The following is a 15657-nucleotide window of genomic DNA, read 5'->3' as shown; positions in this document are numbered from 1 at the left end:
GCACGAACGGTGCCATCGACTACCGATAGACATGTCCCGCCCCTGCATTGGAAGCCCGGCACGGGAACCTTACCCTGATGGTCCCGGCAGGGCTCCACACATCCCGCAGCTGCCGAACGGGTACAAGGAAACGACCGGCTGTTGGCGGCCCGGGCACGCCCTGCCTGTTGCCAGCGGATCAGACACGGGTCTAGCCTGAGCGAAGGAGCACGATTCCAGCAGTCCGGCCAGCGACCCCTTGTAAAGGAAACAGTCAATGTCGACCATCTCCGAGCCCTATACCACCGGTGGGGGTGCCGACAAGCCGTGGGCAGATTCCCTTCACTGCTTTGACTGTCACACAGACAGGCACCTGGTCATCGAATCCATAGAAGCTCTCTGGCCATCGGTCCGGGGAATGGTTGCTGTCTGGTACACCTGCACTGCATGCGGCCACTCCCGGACGCACCCGGCGACCGTCCCGCAAATAGCCCTCATCCTCAACCGGCCCGGGCCGGAACAGATCTCAGGGATCCTTCAGTTCGGCGGCGAGTACATCCACTGCGGCGAACCTATGCACACGGCCGGATCTGAACTGCGAGGCATCCACACAACGCTGAGCACGGAACAGAGCTCGGAAGACGTCCTTGACGTCTATCTCCGCACCCGGGTTTTACATTGCGTCTGCGGATTCCAAATGGAAATACCCGAATAACCAACATCCAGCCAGGGAAAGCCGGCGGGACGGTACAAAGCCTGCGCGCCGGACCCCTTGGTTCCAGCAAGAAGCCAATATCCAACAGAAGGAGTCCACACGAATGCCATCGACACACGTGAAATCATGACCGGCGGGGCAGAATGCATTGGCGAGAACGAGACATTGGAACAGGCTGCCCGGAAGATGAAGGACCTGGATGTCGGGTCATTGCCGATCTGCGGAGAAGACAACCGGCTCAAAGGTATGCTCACCGACCGCGACATCGTCATCAAGTGCCTGGCCGAAGGCGGAGACCCCCGCAGCGCGACTGCAGGAGAATTCGGCCAGGGCAAACCTGTCACCATCGGCGCCGATGACTCCATCGAGAAGCAATCAAAACCATGCAGGAGCACCAGGTCCGCCGCCTCCCGGTCATCGACGGGCACGACCTCGTCGGGATGCTCAGCCAAGCCGACATCGCCCGCAACTATCCCGAAGACAGGGTAGGCGAACTGGTCGAATCCATCTCCTACTGAGAAGCGGCGGCCATCAGCAAACCACCCACCAAGGGGATCAAACCGTGACATCCAAGACCTCGACGACCACTAACCACGAGGAAATCCGGGAGTGGGCCGAAGAAAACGGAGGAAAGCCTGCCACCGTCAAAGACACTGCCGAAGGCCAGGAACCCGGCGTGCTTCGGATCGACTTCCCCGGAGGTGCAGGGGAAGAGAGCCTGAAGCAGATCAGCTGGGAGGACTGGTTCGAAAAATTCGAGAAAAACAAGCTGGCCTTCCTCTATCAGACGGAGAAAGCCAGCGGCGAACCCAGCACCTTTTTCAAACTGGTCAACAGATAGCTGAAAAGACCGTTCCCGTGGGGGCCAGGTGAACATCTCCCGGCCCGACGTTGGCGGTCAGGACGTTTCAGTAGTCCCTGGACCGGCCAAAGTGATCGGAAATTTCTCATGGCAACCTGTGATACCTGTGGCAATGACTACGACAAGACCTTCACCGTCAGCAGGGAAGGCAAAACCGGTACGTTCGACAGCTTTGAATGCGCGATCCACACCATGGCGCCCGTCTGTAGACACTGCGGCTGCCGCATCCTTGGACATGGGGTTGAAAGTGAGGGAAGCATCTACTGCTGCGCCAACTGTGCCCGCCACTCCGGAGAGCAGCGGCTGGTCGACCGGGCATGAGCGGCCCGCGCTACAGCGACCGTCGAGACGACAGAAACTGGTTCAAACTATGGCCGTCGAGAGCGCGAATACCAAGCAGGCAAAACGTCCATGGCAACTCCCGGCCGAAACGCCATCCTTACCAGTGACGGACTCGCGACGTGCCAGTATGCGCGCCGTAGTGTAGGCGCTGCTGCCGTTGAAGGCCCCGGCCCGGAGCGAATGAGCCGTCGCCGGCGATTCCGCTTACCGGACCCTCTTGGCCGCTTCGGGCCTTCTTGCTCACCACGGCTCGCGCGTTACTTCAGAGCAGACAGGATTAGTGGTGTCCTTGCCTGCCTCGAAAGCTCCTGCCGTTTTAAACAGCGCTAGGGCACCTGCCGCTTCCCCATGGGCGGTGGCGCTAACGAGCGCGGTAGCTATGCAGTGCAGCTTCGTGTTCGTGTGCTGGCTCTCTGCCGACAGGAGTTCAAAGGCTGTTTCGGCGTCGACGCTTCGAAGCGCCATGATGATGCCCTTGGCCTGTTCGATCACCGATTTGTGGGCGAAGGCACCGTGAAGGGCGTCATCGGCGGCCTGGCGCGCTTCTTCGTGAATGCTCCGGGTCAGATCCACCATGAATCCCTGGACGCATTCCACGGCTCCGGTACCTGCAGGTGAGGCGTCGAAAGACGAAAGTACTTGGTGGTGCTTACCGCGGGCATCGATCACCCGGTGAAGAACAGCCGCCTGGCCACCGGTTTGGAGTACACCTACGAGGAGCTTCCGTATCGGTTCACGATCGTCCGGGTGCTTGTGGGACATCCACAAAGTAATTGTGGGAACCACTTCGCCGGGGGCGAACCCGTGAATGGCGAACAGCTCCTCAGACCATTCCATGGTCCCCGAGGCGACATCCAAACCGAATGTCCCAGCCAGTCGCTTCTGGCCCTCCGCGAGAGGAAAAAGATAGGTGTCAAACCTCGACAGCACCGCGCCCTCCATTGACTAGTTCTAGGTCCGCCTTTGGCCAGTAGAACCATCATCATAGGCCCAAACATGGGCTTCGTTATCCTCTCGGCTCCTGATGACTGGATGCCCGGGACGGAAAGTCAGCCTGTGGTTCCGGTGTCGTCGTGTGCGGAGCCGACGGGTTTGGACTCCGGTGAGCCGCGCTGTCGAAGGTAGATGGAGAGGACGACCATCGATCCCACTGCGAGGAACTCTGACTGCCAGTTCTGCAGGGTACGGTTCCAGAACTCCGGCGAGACGAGGTATTCGGGCCAAGCCACCGGTGCCTGGAAGTTCTTCAACTGTTCTTCGTTGTAGGCACTGTTGCCGGCGATGGATTGGACGAACCAGGACAGGAGGAAGATCAGGCCCATTGTCAGGCCCAAGGAATTGGAGAACAGAGTCCGGCGCCAGCCGCGGACTTTTGCCCAGGCCGGGGATTTGGCGTTGCTGTACTGCCCGACGAGCTGGTCTTCATCCGTTTCAAGGCCTGTCTTGTCCAGTTCCTTTGATTCGGGCGATCCTTTCTGGACGAGCCAGATCGTGGCGAAAACATATAGCAGGAACTGCAGGTATTCCGATTGCCAGTTTTCGGAGACATCGACAGCGAAAGACGACGATGTCACGTACTGCGCGAAGCTGATCTCTCCCAGTCCTGCCGCGATCTGTTCCTCGTTGAACAGCGCCTGTCCGGTCAGTGCCTGCCCCAGTAATGCCAGCAGGAAGATCAGGCCGAAGAAAATACTCAGGCCGTTGTTTTTCAAAGCCTCTTTCAATGTCCCGGCCTCTTCTATCCGTGTCCGAGGCCGACGACGGCCATATAGGCCAGCCCGCCGAAGATCAGAATCAGGTACAACACAAAGATCCAGCGCATACCCTACTCGCCTCCGATCTCACAGGTGTAAGGAGCATCTCCCTCTGGCGTGCATCCGGCCCCAGTGACCTGCCAGCCCGATTCGGCCGTCGCGAGGAAGACGGTGTCGCTTTCGAATACAACGCTGGCGCTGCGGCCATACACGTGGGTTTCCAGAACAGCCCCGACCCTCGGCAGCTCCAGTGCTTCCAGGGCCTGCTCACAAGCCCCGGCCTGCTCGGCTGCTTTCTTCTGGGCCTTTGCCTGCAGCAAGGCGCAGGCACCCTGCAGGTCCGACGCTTCGAGTAAACGGTGAAACTCCCGGGCCCGGCCCGCCGCTGCCGCCGTATCCGGGGAACAGCCGCAGGCGGTCAACAACACGAGAAGACCGGCTCCGGCCACTGTGGTTCCGCGCTTGAGCTGCCGTAGCGAAAGGCCGGGACGTTCTGAACATCTGTTTTTCACAAATCCTCCATCCTCCTGGGTAGCTTCCTTGTGATGAACCTACACGACGACGCGGCGGGCGCAGTGGCAGCTTCGCCCTCCTTGCGAGGAGGAAGGGTAGGTATGCTGGGCCTTTAGAGGCCCTGCACGGGCAGGGCGCGAGGACTGAGTAATTTCCCACGACGCGCTGATGGTGTGCGGACAGGAACGTGATATGGATCGTCGCAGAGGACTTCCCAGGGCCAGCGGTATGGAAACAGCGGCTTTTTTGATCGATGTGTTCCTGCCCAACGTAGCCAAAGGCCCGATCATCCGCCGTCCCAAGGCAGTGGCTTTGGCAGAGCGTCTGGGCCTGGATGACCGCGCGGTGCGCAGGGTCAAAAAGCTGGCCGGCAAGTACCGGGCAGGGCCGCTGCTCCTGCGTCTGCCCTTCCGGGAGCAGGCCGTGATATTGCAGTCCGGGCACTTGCACTATGCCCTGATTAACTCCCCGGAGCCCTTCTCACCGGCGAGCAGCGAAAAGAAAGCTGCTCTCTCGCACTTCGAGCCCCGGAATGTGCTGATCTCGCAGGGCCCGGAAAGGACCGTCCGTCGGGCCCTGCAGGAACAGGTCCTCGATACGCACAGCCCCGTGCACCGGCTTGCATCTTCCCCCATTCCCGTCATACGCCAGGAAGCCGCGCAATTATTGGCTGACCTTGACCCCAAAGGCACGGCCGAGAATAGTGAATTGGTCTGGGATGACTTCATTGAGTCCTGGTACCGGGTGGTACGCCGTACCGTGTTCGGGGACAGCGCGCGCGATGACCATGAGCTCACTGACATGATCGCCCGACTTCGTCAGCACGGGAACTGGTCGTTCCTCAAAGCACCGGACCGGAAGCTCAGAGCCAGGTTCCTCCAGCGGGTCCAGAACAGAATGGATGGGGCCGAACCAGGCAGCTTGGCGCATGCAATGGTCAACCTGCCAAGCCGCCAGGACGCCCCGGCCGAGCAGATACCGCAGTGGCTGTTCGCCTTTGACCCTGCGGGCATGGCGACATTCAGGACCCTCGCGCTCCTGTCCACGCACAGTGAACAGTACGGCCGGGCGCAAACCGAAATCCGGGAGGAGACTACCGGCAGAGAGCAGCTGCCGTACCTGCGAGCCTGCGTCCTTGAATCATTGCGGCTATGCCCACCACGCCGATGATCCTGCGCCAAAGCGTCCGGGAGGTGCAATGGCCCGACGGGACCATGCCCGAAAACTGCGGCGTTCTCATCTACACCCCGTACTTTCACCGTGACGAGAGCAACCCCCCGCACGCCCACAGCTTCCGACCGGAGCGCTGGCTCAACGAAACCGAAGACACGGACTGGCCAATGGTCCCCTTCAGCGAAGGTCCAGTCATCTGCCCAGGACGACAACTCGTACTGATGATGACCAGCGCCATGCTCTCATTCTTGCTGGAGGACCGAAGCTTCACCTTGACCTCGGCACCCCATATCTCCCCGCAGGGCCCCCTTCCCGGCACACTGAACAACTACTCCCTGCGATTCACGGCCCAAGACCGGAACAGCGAAGAAACGTAAGAGAACCCAAGGTCTTTTCAGATTGCCATCCATTCGTTCTCCCCGCCGCTCACCAGGAAGGTCTCCATGAACGATTTGACGCCGCTGAATAGCCTCCGCCATGTCCTGCTGCCCCCGACCTTCGGGAAGCACCACAGCGAGGGGACGGAGTTCACCGTACTGTCTGTAGAAATCTGGAAAAGCGCCATTGTCCTCAACATCCACCTGGCACCACAGCACAATGCTGCACCTTCAATTCCCCGGATCGCGCTCGAAGATCACTTCGGCACCAAATACTCACTCAAGAGTTCGGAAATACTGGGCCTACGGAACCTCCAGATCTTCACACCATCAGTTCCACAGGCGACACGAAGCCTGACCATCAAGGCCAACGAAGAGAACTCAAACCAACTCGTCGTGACACTGGCCGTACCGCCAGCACCTATCCCGGACAAGCCGCCACCCACAGCCACCAAAACAAACTAACCCTCAACCCAGCCGTCGACTCCACCTTCCGCGGCCCAACATCTCCGGCACCAGTTGAGCTTGCTGCTCAGCTTCTTGAGCTTTGCGCTGGCCCAACTCCGCGGCCATAAGCACGATGAAGACGAGAGGCCTGATAGCCCATTCGGTGTCCAGACTGCTTCGCGTAATGTTAAAAACGGGAAGCCTGTCGCCCCCACCGGCAGGCTTTCTTTGCGCTGCCTCAAGGCCTGAGCCATTCCTTTCGCTTAACTGGCCCACTGGTCCTGTCATGGCGGGGTAGTTAAGCAGCTATCGCGAGAACAGCTTCTCACCGTTGGCGCGCAGTTCCCCGGTGGGTGATACGTGCCGGTACAGGGTCTGGCATTTTCACGTTCATCCTGCCCGTTCCTGCCGCGGCGGCCTCGATAAGCCATGTTCTGGCACCGGCGCCGATGGCCAGGAACTCGGCCTCCCCGGCGGTGCGTGCCTTCACGGCGTAGTCGCCCGGGATCCTGGTCCTGGTTCCGGGGAAGTGCTCATCGATGATGGCCGGGCGTCCGGGCCTGGCCCGGTGGTGGCGGGCGATGATGACCTGTTCATCAGGTCCGGTGCCGTGGGCGCGGACGAATACCCGAAGACATAGTGTGGAGCAAGGAGAAAGGCACTCGCCAGGTAAACGAAAGGACGTTTCGATAACCCGCAGCGGTTGAGGACGCGCAAGGAAAAGCGACCGGCCCAGAAGGAGGGACTGTCCAGCACAACATTCCGGAGGGGGCGACATGTGCCCCGCGACGTCGGGGATTCCTCGTCTGGGAAGCTCTCAGACGAAGGGATGTTCAATGATTAGGCGCGGGTCTATCCTTCAACACATGAACGACCACGCGGTTCCGAGCGAGACCGGCAGGTATTTGTTTGAGTTCAGAGGGAAGCACCCCCTCCGCGAGACACTACGATGGGTTGTCGGTGTCGGGATAGCTGGTGTCGGAGTGGCAATCGCGGTGATAGGAACCGCCTCAAATTCCTATCTGTCGATGCCCCTGGGGATTGCGATGGCAGTTCTCGGCGCCACCGTGCTCGTTCTGTATGCCGTGACCAAGAACAAGACGAAGCCAGCGTCCGCTACTACCCAGTCAGTAAAGCATCGCATCAAGAACACTAGTAACGTAACCGCGAAGGAATCCATAGCATCTGAGCTTGCCCTCATAGCAAACCTCTATTCGCAGGGCGCTCTTTCCGCGGAAGAATTTGTGGCTGCCAAGCGTCGCGTACTCGATATCTGAGCCCCAGCCTCCGGCCACGCCGACATACGCTCCTGTGCCTGTCCGATCTTGATAGAGCGGCTCGTGACCGATGACACAATTGACACCCCTCAAGCGCTGCTGACGACTTTTCTTTCCTCAACTGCTCCACGTCCTATGAACGGCGCCGAGCCGGTCTCAACGCTTCGTCATGCGCTGAACCTCCGGCTGCTCTCCATCCGGGAGGAGGAAGGCCGGTTCTTGTTCACGGACCATTTGGAGCAGACCGAGGACTGGAGCGACTCCCTCCTTGTCGACATTGAAATCCGCCAGTGACGAAAATTGCCCCGAGCATGGGCCGTTTGGAAGAGCGAGGTCGACTACGCGTCCCGTGAATGGGAACCACACCAAACACGGAGATGAAAGACCTAAACAATGACGTGCGCCGCTGGGTCGGCGAGAAACGCGTCCCACCAACGGCCCGCAACCGCTTAGGCCAGAACGCTCGTATCAGGCTCACCGTGATACCCCGCACCATCCCCGCATAACCTCCGTCTGATCAGGCTGACTGTGTAGAAGGGGACGAACATCATGGCAATCAGCGCGCCGAATGTTGGGTTTCCGGCCCCTTTGGCGGTTCGCATGATCGTGCCGATGGCCACGAGTACACCGGCGGTGAACAGGCTGAAGCCTCCCAGCAGCAGGGCGACGGTGATCATTGGTCCGGCAAACCGCTACTCGCAGCAGGAAGCCTTCGACATCCTCAGGCGCGTCTCGAACAAGCGCAACCAGAAGCTGCACACCGGTTGCCGATGACATCTTCTCCCGGCTCTATGGAATCGGCGAAGAAGCCCACTGCGATCCCTGAGCTCCTGGCGGAAAAGTCCAATGCAGGCTCCGGGCACATGGTGCCAGGAAGGCAGCAAGCCGCCGGCTGTTTCCTGCCGCATTGGTCGGAGCCTGAAAGAGGATCCCAGCCGGGCAGCTCCATCTGGGAAGCCGCAGGCGGCACCGCAGAACCACCCGTACCGCAAACTCGCCGCAGTCCGTCCTACAGAAGACTGAGCGTTGCTGCCTGCCGTCCGCAATTCAGATGGATAGAAAGCGGGAGGGCCGGCTTCAGCGGCCCTCCCGCTCGCGGAGCGCTCCCTCCCCCAAGGGACCCGCAGGAGCTCACCCATATCCCCGCGTCCCGGTACTGCGGACGCTGTCGGGGCAGCGGGCCTGATCAAAAACGTCCACCGAAGGTGTCCGTCGATCAGCTACCCAAAGGCTCGCAGGACGACCCTAGGAAAACCCGAAGCCTGTTCCAGATCCTGGGCCCCCTCAAACTAGTCCCCACAACGTTCATAACTTATCGTCGCCCGGTTGTGCGGTCTGCCAAGCTGACTTGCATTTCCGGTGCGTGCACATCACGTGGTGGTTGTTGACGCGCGCTATGCTCAAGATTCGATCAGAGACAAAGGCGCGCCAGGAGTGCGAAAACGGTTCCCGCTCCGCCGGTGGCGTCCTTGGCTGGGTTCGGTTCAACTGCCGGTTTCGCGTACGCGCCCCCTAAAGCGGGTGGGTTGTGCGCTGTAGACCCGGTCGGAGGTCGGGGAATCCGGGTTTTCTCCAAGTCGTATCCGCAACACTGGCGGTGTCCCGGAGTCGATGGTGCCCAGCAAGCCGTCTATCAGGAACAGGACAGCCGGGTCCCGCTGGATTTCCCCCGTAGCGCCGGGCCCGGCCATCCCTGACGCCGGCACACCGCGACGTAAGGGAAGATCGATCAGAGGCATCGCAGCTTCCGAAATGGCAAAGATCGTTTCTGCAGACAGGCCGAGGATGCTCACGTCCTATAGTGGTCACGTGTATCCTCCGCTCGAAACCCAAGCTGAATTCTGTGCCGCCGGAGCCCTGCTCAAGCTGGAGGGCGGCCGGGGAACAGCCTGGAGAGTCGGCGACCTGACGCTTAAGCCTTTGGATGCGCTTCCCGAAGGGAAGCTTTGGTCGGACGAATTGACGCGTGAATACAGCATCGGCAGTGGGTTGCGCCTGTGCCTTCCGATCAGAAACCCGGTCAGGGAAGCCAATTGTCGACGGCTGGACGGCTTCCCCTACCTTGCTGGGGGAACATCAGCCCGGCAGATGGATGGAGCTGGAAAATGGCCAGTGATCTGGCCGCGGTTTTCGCTGAAGTAGAGCGCTCCGCAGGCGACGCCCGAGGCCCCGAAAGCTGACGGCGAGACGTCCTCATGAATGCCCGCCCGCCATCGGCTGGTGTTGGAGGCATTTACAGGTATCAGCTAACCCGACACTGGGCTGAATCGGACAACCAGTTAATGTTGACCGTCGTCATGCTGAATCCCTCAATCGCCGATGCCACCCATGACGACCCCACGATTCGCCGGTGCATCAGACTCGCAAAGACGGCAGGAGCGGAGGGTCTGCGGGTCGTGAACCTCTTCGCCCTTCGGAGCACGGATCCCGATGCCCTTGCCAGCGCTGATGATCCAGTCGGACCCATGAACGACGAGTACATCCTCCTGGCCGCTCGGGAAAGCGACCGAATTGTCGCAGCTTGGAGCGCTCATCCGTTTGCTTCTCGCCGGGCAGGAGTCGTGTACGACATGCTTCGGAAGGCGGACGTCTTGTTGGAGTGCTGGGGAACAACCAAGGACGGTCATCCGCGCCATCCGCTCTATGTCCGCAGCTCCACACAACTGCAACCGTGGCCGCCCTTGGAGCTTTGATCACGCTCACGAGCTACGTGTCGCCCCCAGGGAAAAGAATCTAATGATAGTGCAATCCTTGACGCGAAAGGATTCATGGTGCACAGCAAATCCACTGGCGCAGCAGGTGTTTATGCGGTGCTTAAGCGATCGCCTGACCTTATTGTTCTCTTCGGCCTGCCTGACATGGCAGGTTTCCGCGTAGCCGAGCGCCTTCGAAAGTTCAGCAGCGGGCACATTCTTGCGTGGTAGAGCAGGGCCGCGGAGGCCGTTATTTCGATGCCGTGGTGCGGTGTTTCCCACCAGATGGAGCAGCTGTGCCAGGACCTCGAAGAATGACCGGACGCCGCGGGCGGCGCCTGTCCACAGGGAAGCAGAGAGCGACAGGGGCCGAGCGCAGTACGGAAGGCTCCGCGCCTCCGGCGGGGGCTTGTCAGTCACGAGCGGGTGATTGTTTGGATTGCTTCGCTATCTCCTAGCAGTTATTCCACGCCCGCCTGTCGTAAGTGTTGGCTTTGTTTCGCGGTCCTCGTGTTTGAGTAAATTTGAAAGAGTTTATGACAATCTTGTTCTAATGACTGTAGGATCTGTGATGGCCTTGGTCATGCGCATTCTGCCGGATTTGGGCCTGTCTCGTATTGGGCTTAGCCAGTACGAATAGCCATAAAGGAATAGCCGATGTCTTGGGACGAGTTTTCTGTTCCACCGGATGCCGGCGCAGAACAGGCACCGGGTGCTGGGGCCCCGGATACGTCGGCAGGGGATGCGGACGAGATGACTCTGCGCCAGCAAGTGGTGGAGATAATCGACGCTGTCCTGGCCGATACCGATCCCGGTGGCGAATGGGCCAGGACGCAGCTCCGCGATCTTATCGAGGCCCATCCCGACGATCCGGAGGGCGCCCTGCTGGAGCACCTGATCGCAACCAGGAACCGTCCGGCATCACCGCCTGACAGGGTTCTCCCCCCGGACGTGGGCGTCCCACACCGGGTATCCTCGGTCAAGCCCCGGCCCGTTCCGGTGTCTTTCAGCCCTGGCGTCAGGAAACGCATCAAGGCCGTTTTGCGGGACAAGCTGCTGCTGACAGCATTCCAGCCCATCAATGAGCTTCCAGCTGGGAACGTGATCGGTGTGGAGGCGCTGACACGGTTTGTCAGTCATGACGGTGCCAGCGCGGATGTGTGGTTCCGTGAAGCCGCGGCAGCGGGCCTGGGAACGGATCTGGAAATCGCTGCACTGCACTGCGCCCTGACAGCGGCAAAGGAAGTTCCCCGGAACCTGTTCGTCACCTTCAACCTCACCCCGGCAACATGCCATGACCCCCGCGTACCCGCAACGCTGGGCGGGGCGCAACTGGCACACGAGAGGATCGTCGTTGAAATCACGGGCAGCCCCGAGACAGTGGAAGGTCTGTCCTGGGCGGATGCTCTGGGACCCTTGCGGTGGCAAGGTGTGCGGCTGGCTGTCAGCGCATCCGGAGCCGGCTTCGTTTCCATGGACCAGATCACACAGTTGCGCCCGGACATTATCAAACTGGATCGCAATCTCATCGAAGGCATTCAGGACTCCGAGGGGCAACGGATCCGCGCAGCGTCCATCGTTGAGCTAGCCCACCAGATCGGCGCCGCCGTGATTGCCGAAGGAATCGAAACCTGGGCCGAACTTACGGCAGTCAAGGCCCTGGGCGTGACCGCAGGGCAGGGGTACCTTCTCGGACGCCCCTCGATCCAGCCATTGGACTGGTCAGCCTGGACCATCCAGGCGCAGACGGAATCCCCGCCTGCAGGTGAACGGAGCCCCCTCCGGTAGGGTCCTCAACCGCGGGATGGCCAGCGCCGGCAGGCATCCTGATGTATTTCGAATCAGTGTCAGGCGCAACGCATCGTCGCCTGGATCAGCACCGCCGACACGACCGCTGCCGCACGCAGTGGACGCAGAGGCAGCGATCTTCTCTTCGGCTCAGAGACGAACGATGAGAATCCCGGGAGCCATGAACTGGCGCTGCTGGCAAACCGGTGGGACTTGCAGGACCGAGAAAAGACCTTGTATCAACGACATATCCGGTTCCGGGGGAGGCGTGTCAGGAGAATACCGGTGCTGATGGAAGTCGCTTCTGGGTTGCCTGCCCGGCGGGCGCCGATCCGCGACGCTCTCCGGGCATAGCGTGGCGGAGAGATTTCTATAACGGGACAAGAAATCGTGGCTAGGTGGCCTTCATGGTTTCGCTGATGAAGCCCCTACTGCATGCCGCGTACGGGCAGTTATTGGACTCGTAGACTGATTTTGTAGCGGAAGGGAGCAGACATGGCGAAGCGGCGTATGCGCGACAACTGGGTGGTGTACTTGATACCACCCTTCGCCGTTGCCGCCTTCTTGGTTTGGCTCATGAGGGACGTCTGGCGCTGGTTCTGACGGGCTCGGTTCCCGATCACAGAGCATCAAGCCACAGGGCCCGGCCCCATGACCCTGAAGCCGAACAACTACCGGGCACTCCCCTAAGACTGGAGCCCTGAGTCGCCGCCGATGTGGGTTGACCGGCATATATACATTTCCGGTGGACCGTTGATTAGACCGCGGTGCCTGCCAGATACGGCCACATCTGTATAAGAACAGCTCCTACCGCGATTGCCGTGAAGATAGATTCTCCGGCGCCCAACGCTCGGATTGTTCCGGTGTCTACTAGCCAAGGTCGCCATGATCACCGGTGACGCCCGCCAGGTCGCCGAGGCGCCGTGGGGTCCGAGTTGAAGATCGACGAGGTCTTCGCTGAAGTCCTGCCCGCGGACAAGGACAAGAAGGTCGCCGAGCTGCAGGCACGCGGCCTGCGGGTAGCCATGGTCGGCGACGGGGTCAATGACTCCCCGGCACTGGCCAGGGCCGAGGTCGGCATCGCGATCGGCGCCGGCACTGATGTGGCGATGGAATCGGCCGGGGTGGTCCTGGCCGGCAATGACCCCCGCGGGGTTGCTGTCCATGGTGGACCTGTCGCGGGCGAGTTACCGGAAGATGTGGCAGAACCTGGTCTGGGCCACGGGCTACAACATCATTTCCGTCCCGCTGGCCGCCGGGGTTCTCGCCTTCGCCGGGGTCGTGCTATCCCCGGCCGCCGCCGCGGTGCTGATGTCCGCCTCCACGATCGTGGTTGCGCTCAACGCCCAGCTGCTGCGCCGGGTGAAACTGAACCCCGCCGAGGTTCGTTGACCCAGAGGGCGCCAAACCGCCGGGAACCCCGGCCGCCAACAGCCGGTAGCCTAGAAATCACAGCCCGAACGAAAGGAGGAACGTCATGACCGCATCCCACCGGGACGTCGCGTCGGCGTTCCTCCACCGCGCGGGCCTGCTGGCCGGCATCCTGGCCGTCCTCGCAGGGATCCTGGGCATGCACGTCATGACGGGCAGCCACAGCATGCACTCCCCGACCGCCCTCACCGCCGCGGCCGGGGCCGCAACGGTCCCTGCGGAATCCACAACGGCCCATGGCCACACGGCGCACGGGCCGGCCGACACTTCCTCAGCCCAACTTTCTTCGAGCGGGCATACGGCTGCCAGCGTCGCCGTGGAACAGTGCTCGTGCTCCGATAACTGCACAAGCATGCACACCATGACGGTGTCCTGCACCCCGTCGGCGAAAACCGGATCGCTGTCGGCCCCGCTGCCAGGCACCGCGGTTTTGGGCATCATTTCCAACGCCAGGGCCCCCGGCGCCGTATCCCATTCCTATTCGTATCGTCCCGGCAGTCCTTCACCGGGTGAGCTGTCCATCAGCAGGACGTAAAACCAGGCGCCCCCGCTCCGGAACAACGATCTCCGGCGCGCACATCCCTTACTGAGGCCCCCTTCCCGGGGCGGGCGATCAGCCCGCATCCGCTGATGCACACCACTCCACGGCGCCATTCGCCCCCTGATGTTTTGAAGGACCCATTGTCCATGAACAAGAAACTTCTGCCCCTTTCCGCCACCGCCGTCGCCGCAGTCCTGGCCCTGGCCGGCTGCGCGTCCGGATCCGGCACCGGATCCTCCGGCACGTCCATGCCCGGCATGGATCACGGCAGCTCACCCGCCAGTGCACCGTCCACCAGCGCCCCGGCTTCGGCCGCGGAACACAATGCCGCGGACGTCACGTTCGCCCAGATGATGATCCCGCACCACGCCCAGGCCGTGGAGATGAGCGACATGATGCTGAAGAAGCAGGACATTCCTGCCGAGGTTACGGCCCTGGCCACCAAGATCAAGGCCGCCCAGGGACCGGAAATCGAAATGATGACCGGCTGGCTCCAGAGCTGGAACGAACCCACGCAGATGCCCTCCGGCCACAGCAGCCACAGCATGGGCGGCATGATGGGTGATGAGGACATGAAGAAGCTTGACGCCGCCCAGGGCACTGAGGCCGCCCGGCTCTTCCTGAAGCAGATGATCGCCCACCACGAAGGCGCGATCATGATGGCCAAAACCGAGAACACCGCCGGTAGGAACACCGACGCGGTCAAACTCAGCAAGGACATTGTCACGGCTCAGGAAGCCGAAATCCAGGAAATGGAGAAACTGCTCTCCTCCGTCTAACCGGCACACCGTCCGGCGCCGGCCGCCGCCCGTGCCGCTGCCGGTGCCGGTACCGGGCCCTGCTTTCCTTCTTTTCCCTCGATCTTCCGGAGTTCCCCAAATGACCATCTCACCCAAAACCATGTTGCAGTCCGCAGCCCTGATCGCCGGTGCCACAGCCCTGGTCCTGACCCTGGCGGCCTGCACACCGACGGCCGAACAGACTGCCGGCGCATCGTCCACCCAGCAGGCCGGCAGCGGCCTGCCCAGCACCCACATCCACGGGCTGACCGTCAGCGGCGACACCAGCCAGGTACTCCTGGCCACCCACGACGGGCTGTTCGACGTGACGAAACAGCCCGCCAGCAAAATCGGCGGCACCAACGACCTGATGGGCTTCACCGCCGGGAAAGACGCAGGCGTCTTCTACGCCTCCGGCCACCCCGGAGAAGGTTCGGATCTTCCCAACCCGCTCGGGCTGGTCAAATCCGTAGACGGCGGCAAAACCTGGGAACAGCTCTCCCGGCAGGGCGAATCAGACTTCCATGCCCTCACCGCCACCAAGTCCGGCATCGTAGCGTTCGACGGCACACTGCGCACCAGCCCGGACGGCAAGGCCTGGAAAACCGTGACCGCTGACTTTGCCCCCGCAGCGTTGGCCGGCCACCCCGACAGCGACACCGTCCTGGCCACCACGCCGGAGGGAATCCAACGGTCCACCAACGGCGGCACCACGTGGACGCCGGTGAAGTCCGGGCCCGTCATCCAGTTCGCCGCGTTCGCCCATCCCGCAGAAGCAGCAGGGGTCGAACCCGACGGAACCGTCCACTACTCAGCCGACGCCGGCGCGACCTGGACCCGCAAGGGCCGCATCGACGGTCAGGTACTGGCGATTGCGGCCGTCAAGGGCGCGGACGGCAGCCCATGGATTTGGGCAGCCACCGCTGACGGGATCGTCGTCTCAACGGACGGCGGCACCACCTTCCGACCCTCCGACGCCTCCTGAC

At 61.6% G+C, this 15657-nt stretch carries 17 protein-coding genes and 3 pseudogenes; 15 read left to right on the top strand and 5 right to left on the bottom strand.

The window, feature by feature from the left end; all coding sequences use genetic code 11:
• Positions 1–256: 256 nt before the first annotated feature.
• The 4 genes and pseudogenes from J7E80_RS09295 to J7E80_RS09280 all read left to right on the top strand — a co-directional run bounded on the left by J7E80_RS09295 (position 257) and on the right by J7E80_RS09280 (position 1877).
• Positions 257–694: a hypothetical protein gene (locus J7E80_RS09295; protein WP_215051191.1), complete on the top strand. Its 438-nt coding sequence runs from the start codon at positions 257–259 to the stop codon at positions 692–694.
• 126 nt (positions 695–820) lie between these two features.
• Positions 821–1212 (top strand): annotated as a pseudogene (locus J7E80_RS09290) (CBS domain-containing protein).
• 44 nt (positions 1213–1256) lie between these two features.
• The gene (locus J7E80_RS09285) at positions 1257–1535 is read left to right on the top strand and encodes a hypothetical protein (RefSeq protein ID WP_215051190.1); all 279 of its coding nucleotides are present in this window, start codon (positions 1257–1259) and stop codon (positions 1533–1535) included.
• A 108-nt stretch (positions 1536–1643) separates the two neighbouring features.
• Positions 1644–1877 (top strand): hypothetical protein, encoded by a 234-nt coding sequence (locus tag J7E80_RS09280; protein ID WP_215051189.1) that lies wholly within the window; start codon positions 1644–1646, stop codon positions 1875–1877.
• Between the two features lie 261 nt (positions 1878–2138).
• On the opposite strand, the gene J7E80_RS09275 is transcribed toward J7E80_RS09280, so the two are convergent.
• The 3 genes from J7E80_RS09275 to J7E80_RS09265 form a co-directional block, all read right to left on the bottom strand.
• The gene (locus J7E80_RS09275; RefSeq protein WP_215051188.1) at positions 2139–2840 is read right to left on the bottom strand and encodes a PAS and ANTAR domain-containing protein; all 702 of its coding nucleotides are present in this window, start codon (positions 2838–2840) and stop codon (positions 2139–2141) included.
• A 107-nt stretch (positions 2841–2947) separates the two neighbouring features.
• Positions 2948–3622 (bottom strand): DUF6766 family protein, encoded by a 675-nt coding sequence (locus J7E80_RS09270; protein ID WP_215051187.1) that lies wholly within the window; start codon positions 3620–3622, stop codon positions 2948–2950.
• A 101-nt stretch (positions 3623–3723) separates the two neighbouring features.
• A complete protein-coding gene (locus J7E80_RS09265; RefSeq protein WP_215051186.1) occupies positions 3724–4164 on the bottom strand; it encodes a hypothetical protein in 441 nt (146 codons plus the stop codon).
• Positions 4165–4393: 229 nt separating this feature from the next.
• On the opposite strand from J7E80_RS09265, the gene J7E80_RS09260 reads away from it, so the two are divergent.
• From J7E80_RS09260 to J7E80_RS09250, 3 genes are all read left to right on the top strand, one after another.
• Positions 4394–5335: a hypothetical protein gene (locus tag J7E80_RS09260; protein WP_215051185.1), complete on the top strand. Its 942-nt coding sequence runs from the start codon at positions 4394–4396 to the stop codon at positions 5333–5335.
• Positions 5317–5715 carry a cytochrome P450 gene (locus J7E80_RS09255; protein ID WP_215051184.1) on the top strand — a complete coding sequence of 133 codons (399 nt, stop codon included), beginning with the start codon at positions 5317–5319 and terminating at the stop codon, positions 5713–5715. The genes J7E80_RS09260 and J7E80_RS09255 overlap by 19 nt, the downstream gene beginning before the upstream one ends.
• A 66-nt stretch (positions 5716–5781) precedes the next feature.
• Entirely contained in the window at positions 5782–6180 is a 399-nt protein-coding gene (locus J7E80_RS09250) for a hypothetical protein (RefSeq protein WP_215051183.1), read from the top strand.
• 349 nt (positions 6181–6529) lie between these two features.
• On the opposite strand, the pseudogene J7E80_RS24250 reads toward J7E80_RS09250, so the two are convergent.
• Positions 6530–6814: pseudogene (locus tag J7E80_RS24250) on the bottom strand (IS21 family transposase); the annotation flags it as partial.
• Positions 6815–7028: 214 nt separating this feature from the next.
• On the opposite strand from J7E80_RS24250, the gene J7E80_RS09240 reads away from it, so the two are divergent.
• Entirely contained in the window at positions 7029–7439 is a 411-nt protein-coding gene (locus J7E80_RS09240; protein ID WP_215051181.1) for a hypothetical protein, read from the top strand.
• Positions 7440–7574: 135 nt separating this feature from the next.
• Positions 7575–7733 (top strand): hypothetical protein, encoded by a 159-nt coding sequence (locus J7E80_RS09235; protein WP_215051180.1) that lies wholly within the window; start codon positions 7575–7577, stop codon positions 7731–7733.
• 155 nt (positions 7734–7888) lie between these two features.
• Here J7E80_RS09235 and J7E80_RS09230 read toward each other — a convergent pair whose 3' ends face one another.
• Complete coding sequence (locus tag J7E80_RS09230; RefSeq protein ID WP_251036673.1) at positions 7889–8116, bottom strand: hypothetical protein; 228 nt, start codon at positions 8114–8116, stop codon at positions 7889–7891.
• Positions 8117–9634: 1518 nt separating this feature from the next.
• Between J7E80_RS09230 and J7E80_RS09225 the strand changes: the two genes are divergently transcribed.
• The 6 genes and pseudogenes from J7E80_RS09225 to J7E80_RS09200 all read left to right on the top strand — a co-directional run bounded on the left by J7E80_RS09225 (position 9635) and on the right by J7E80_RS09200 (position 15656).
• On the top strand, positions 9635–10132 hold the full coding sequence (locus J7E80_RS09225; protein WP_215051179.1) for a DUF1643 domain-containing protein: 498 nt from the start codon (positions 9635–9637) through the stop codon (positions 10130–10132).
• Between the two features lie 657 nt (positions 10133–10789).
• Entirely contained in the window at positions 10790–11920 is a 1131-nt protein-coding gene (locus tag J7E80_RS09220) for an EAL domain-containing protein (RefSeq protein ID WP_215051178.1), read from the top strand.
• Between the two features lie 876 nt (positions 11921–12796).
• Positions 12797–13312, top strand: a pseudogene (locus J7E80_RS09215) (HAD-IC family P-type ATPase); the annotation flags it as partial.
• Positions 13313–13397: 85 nt separating this feature from the next.
• On the top strand, positions 13398–13886 hold the full coding sequence (locus J7E80_RS09210; protein ID WP_215051177.1) for a hypothetical protein: 489 nt from the start codon (positions 13398–13400) through the stop codon (positions 13884–13886).
• Between the two features lie 152 nt (positions 13887–14038).
• Positions 14039–14671, top strand: a complete 633-nt coding sequence (locus J7E80_RS09205; RefSeq protein ID WP_251036671.1) for a DUF305 domain-containing protein — start codon at positions 14039–14041, stop codon at positions 14669–14671.
• 100 nt (positions 14672–14771) lie between these two features.
• Positions 14772–15656: a F510_1955 family glycosylhydrolase gene (locus J7E80_RS09200; RefSeq protein ID WP_215051175.1), complete on the top strand. Its 885-nt coding sequence runs from the start codon at positions 14772–14774 to the stop codon at positions 15654–15656.
• Position 15657: the final 1 nt, after the last annotated feature.

It is taken from the genome of Arthrobacter sp. ISL-28 (assembly GCF_018613875.1).
In the GTDB taxonomy this organism is placed as follows: Bacteria; Actinomycetota; Actinomycetes; order Actinomycetales; family Micrococcaceae; genus Arthrobacter.
The sequence above is the reverse complement of the archived record's forward strand: the minus strand, read 5'-3'. Positions and strand labels throughout refer to the sequence as shown.

Excerpts from the sequence above, each read along its gene's own strand:
- J7E80_RS09280 (WP_215051189.1), top strand. The coding sequence starts at position 1,644 with ATGGCAACCTGTGATACCTGTGGCAATGACTACGACAAGACCTTCACC.
- J7E80_RS09220 (WP_215051178.1), top strand. The coding sequence starts at position 10,790 with ATGTCTTGGGACGAGTTTTCTGTTCCACCGGATGCCGGCGCAGAACAG.
- J7E80_RS09240 (WP_215051181.1), top strand. The coding sequence starts at position 7,029 with ATGAACGACCACGCGGTTCCGAGCGAGACCGGCAGGTATTTGTTTGAG.
- J7E80_RS09205 (WP_251036671.1), top strand. The coding sequence starts at position 14,039 with ATGAACAAGAAACTTCTGCCCCTTTCCGCCACCGCCGTCGCCGCAGTC.
- J7E80_RS09230 (WP_251036673.1), bottom strand. The coding sequence starts at position 8,116 with ATGATCACCGTCGCCCTGCTGCTGGGAGGCTTCAGCCTGTTCACCGCC.
- J7E80_RS09255 (WP_215051184.1), top strand. The coding sequence starts at position 5,317 with ATGCCCACCACGCCGATGATCCTGCGCCAAAGCGTCCGGGAGGTGCAA.
- J7E80_RS09275 (WP_215051188.1), bottom strand. The coding sequence starts at position 2,840 with ATGGAGGGCGCGGTGCTGTCGAGGTTTGACACCTATCTTTTTCCTCTC.
- J7E80_RS09260 (WP_215051185.1), top strand. The coding sequence starts at position 4,394 with ATGGAAACAGCGGCTTTTTTGATCGATGTGTTCCTGCCCAACGTAGCC.
- J7E80_RS09250 (WP_215051183.1), top strand. The coding sequence starts at position 5,782 with ATGAACGATTTGACGCCGCTGAATAGCCTCCGCCATGTCCTGCTGCCC.
- J7E80_RS09295 (WP_215051191.1), top strand. The coding sequence starts at position 257 with ATGTCGACCATCTCCGAGCCCTATACCACCGGTGGGGGTGCCGACAAG.
- J7E80_RS09225 (WP_215051179.1), top strand. The coding sequence starts at position 9,635 with ATGAATGCCCGCCCGCCATCGGCTGGTGTTGGAGGCATTTACAGGTAT.
- J7E80_RS09210 (WP_215051177.1), top strand. The coding sequence starts at position 13,398 with ATGACCGCATCCCACCGGGACGTCGCGTCGGCGTTCCTCCACCGCGCG.
- J7E80_RS09235 (WP_215051180.1), top strand. The coding sequence starts at position 7,575 with ATGAACGGCGCCGAGCCGGTCTCAACGCTTCGTCATGCGCTGAACCTC.
- J7E80_RS09200 (WP_215051175.1), top strand. The coding sequence starts at position 14,772 with ATGACCATCTCACCCAAAACCATGTTGCAGTCCGCAGCCCTGATCGCC.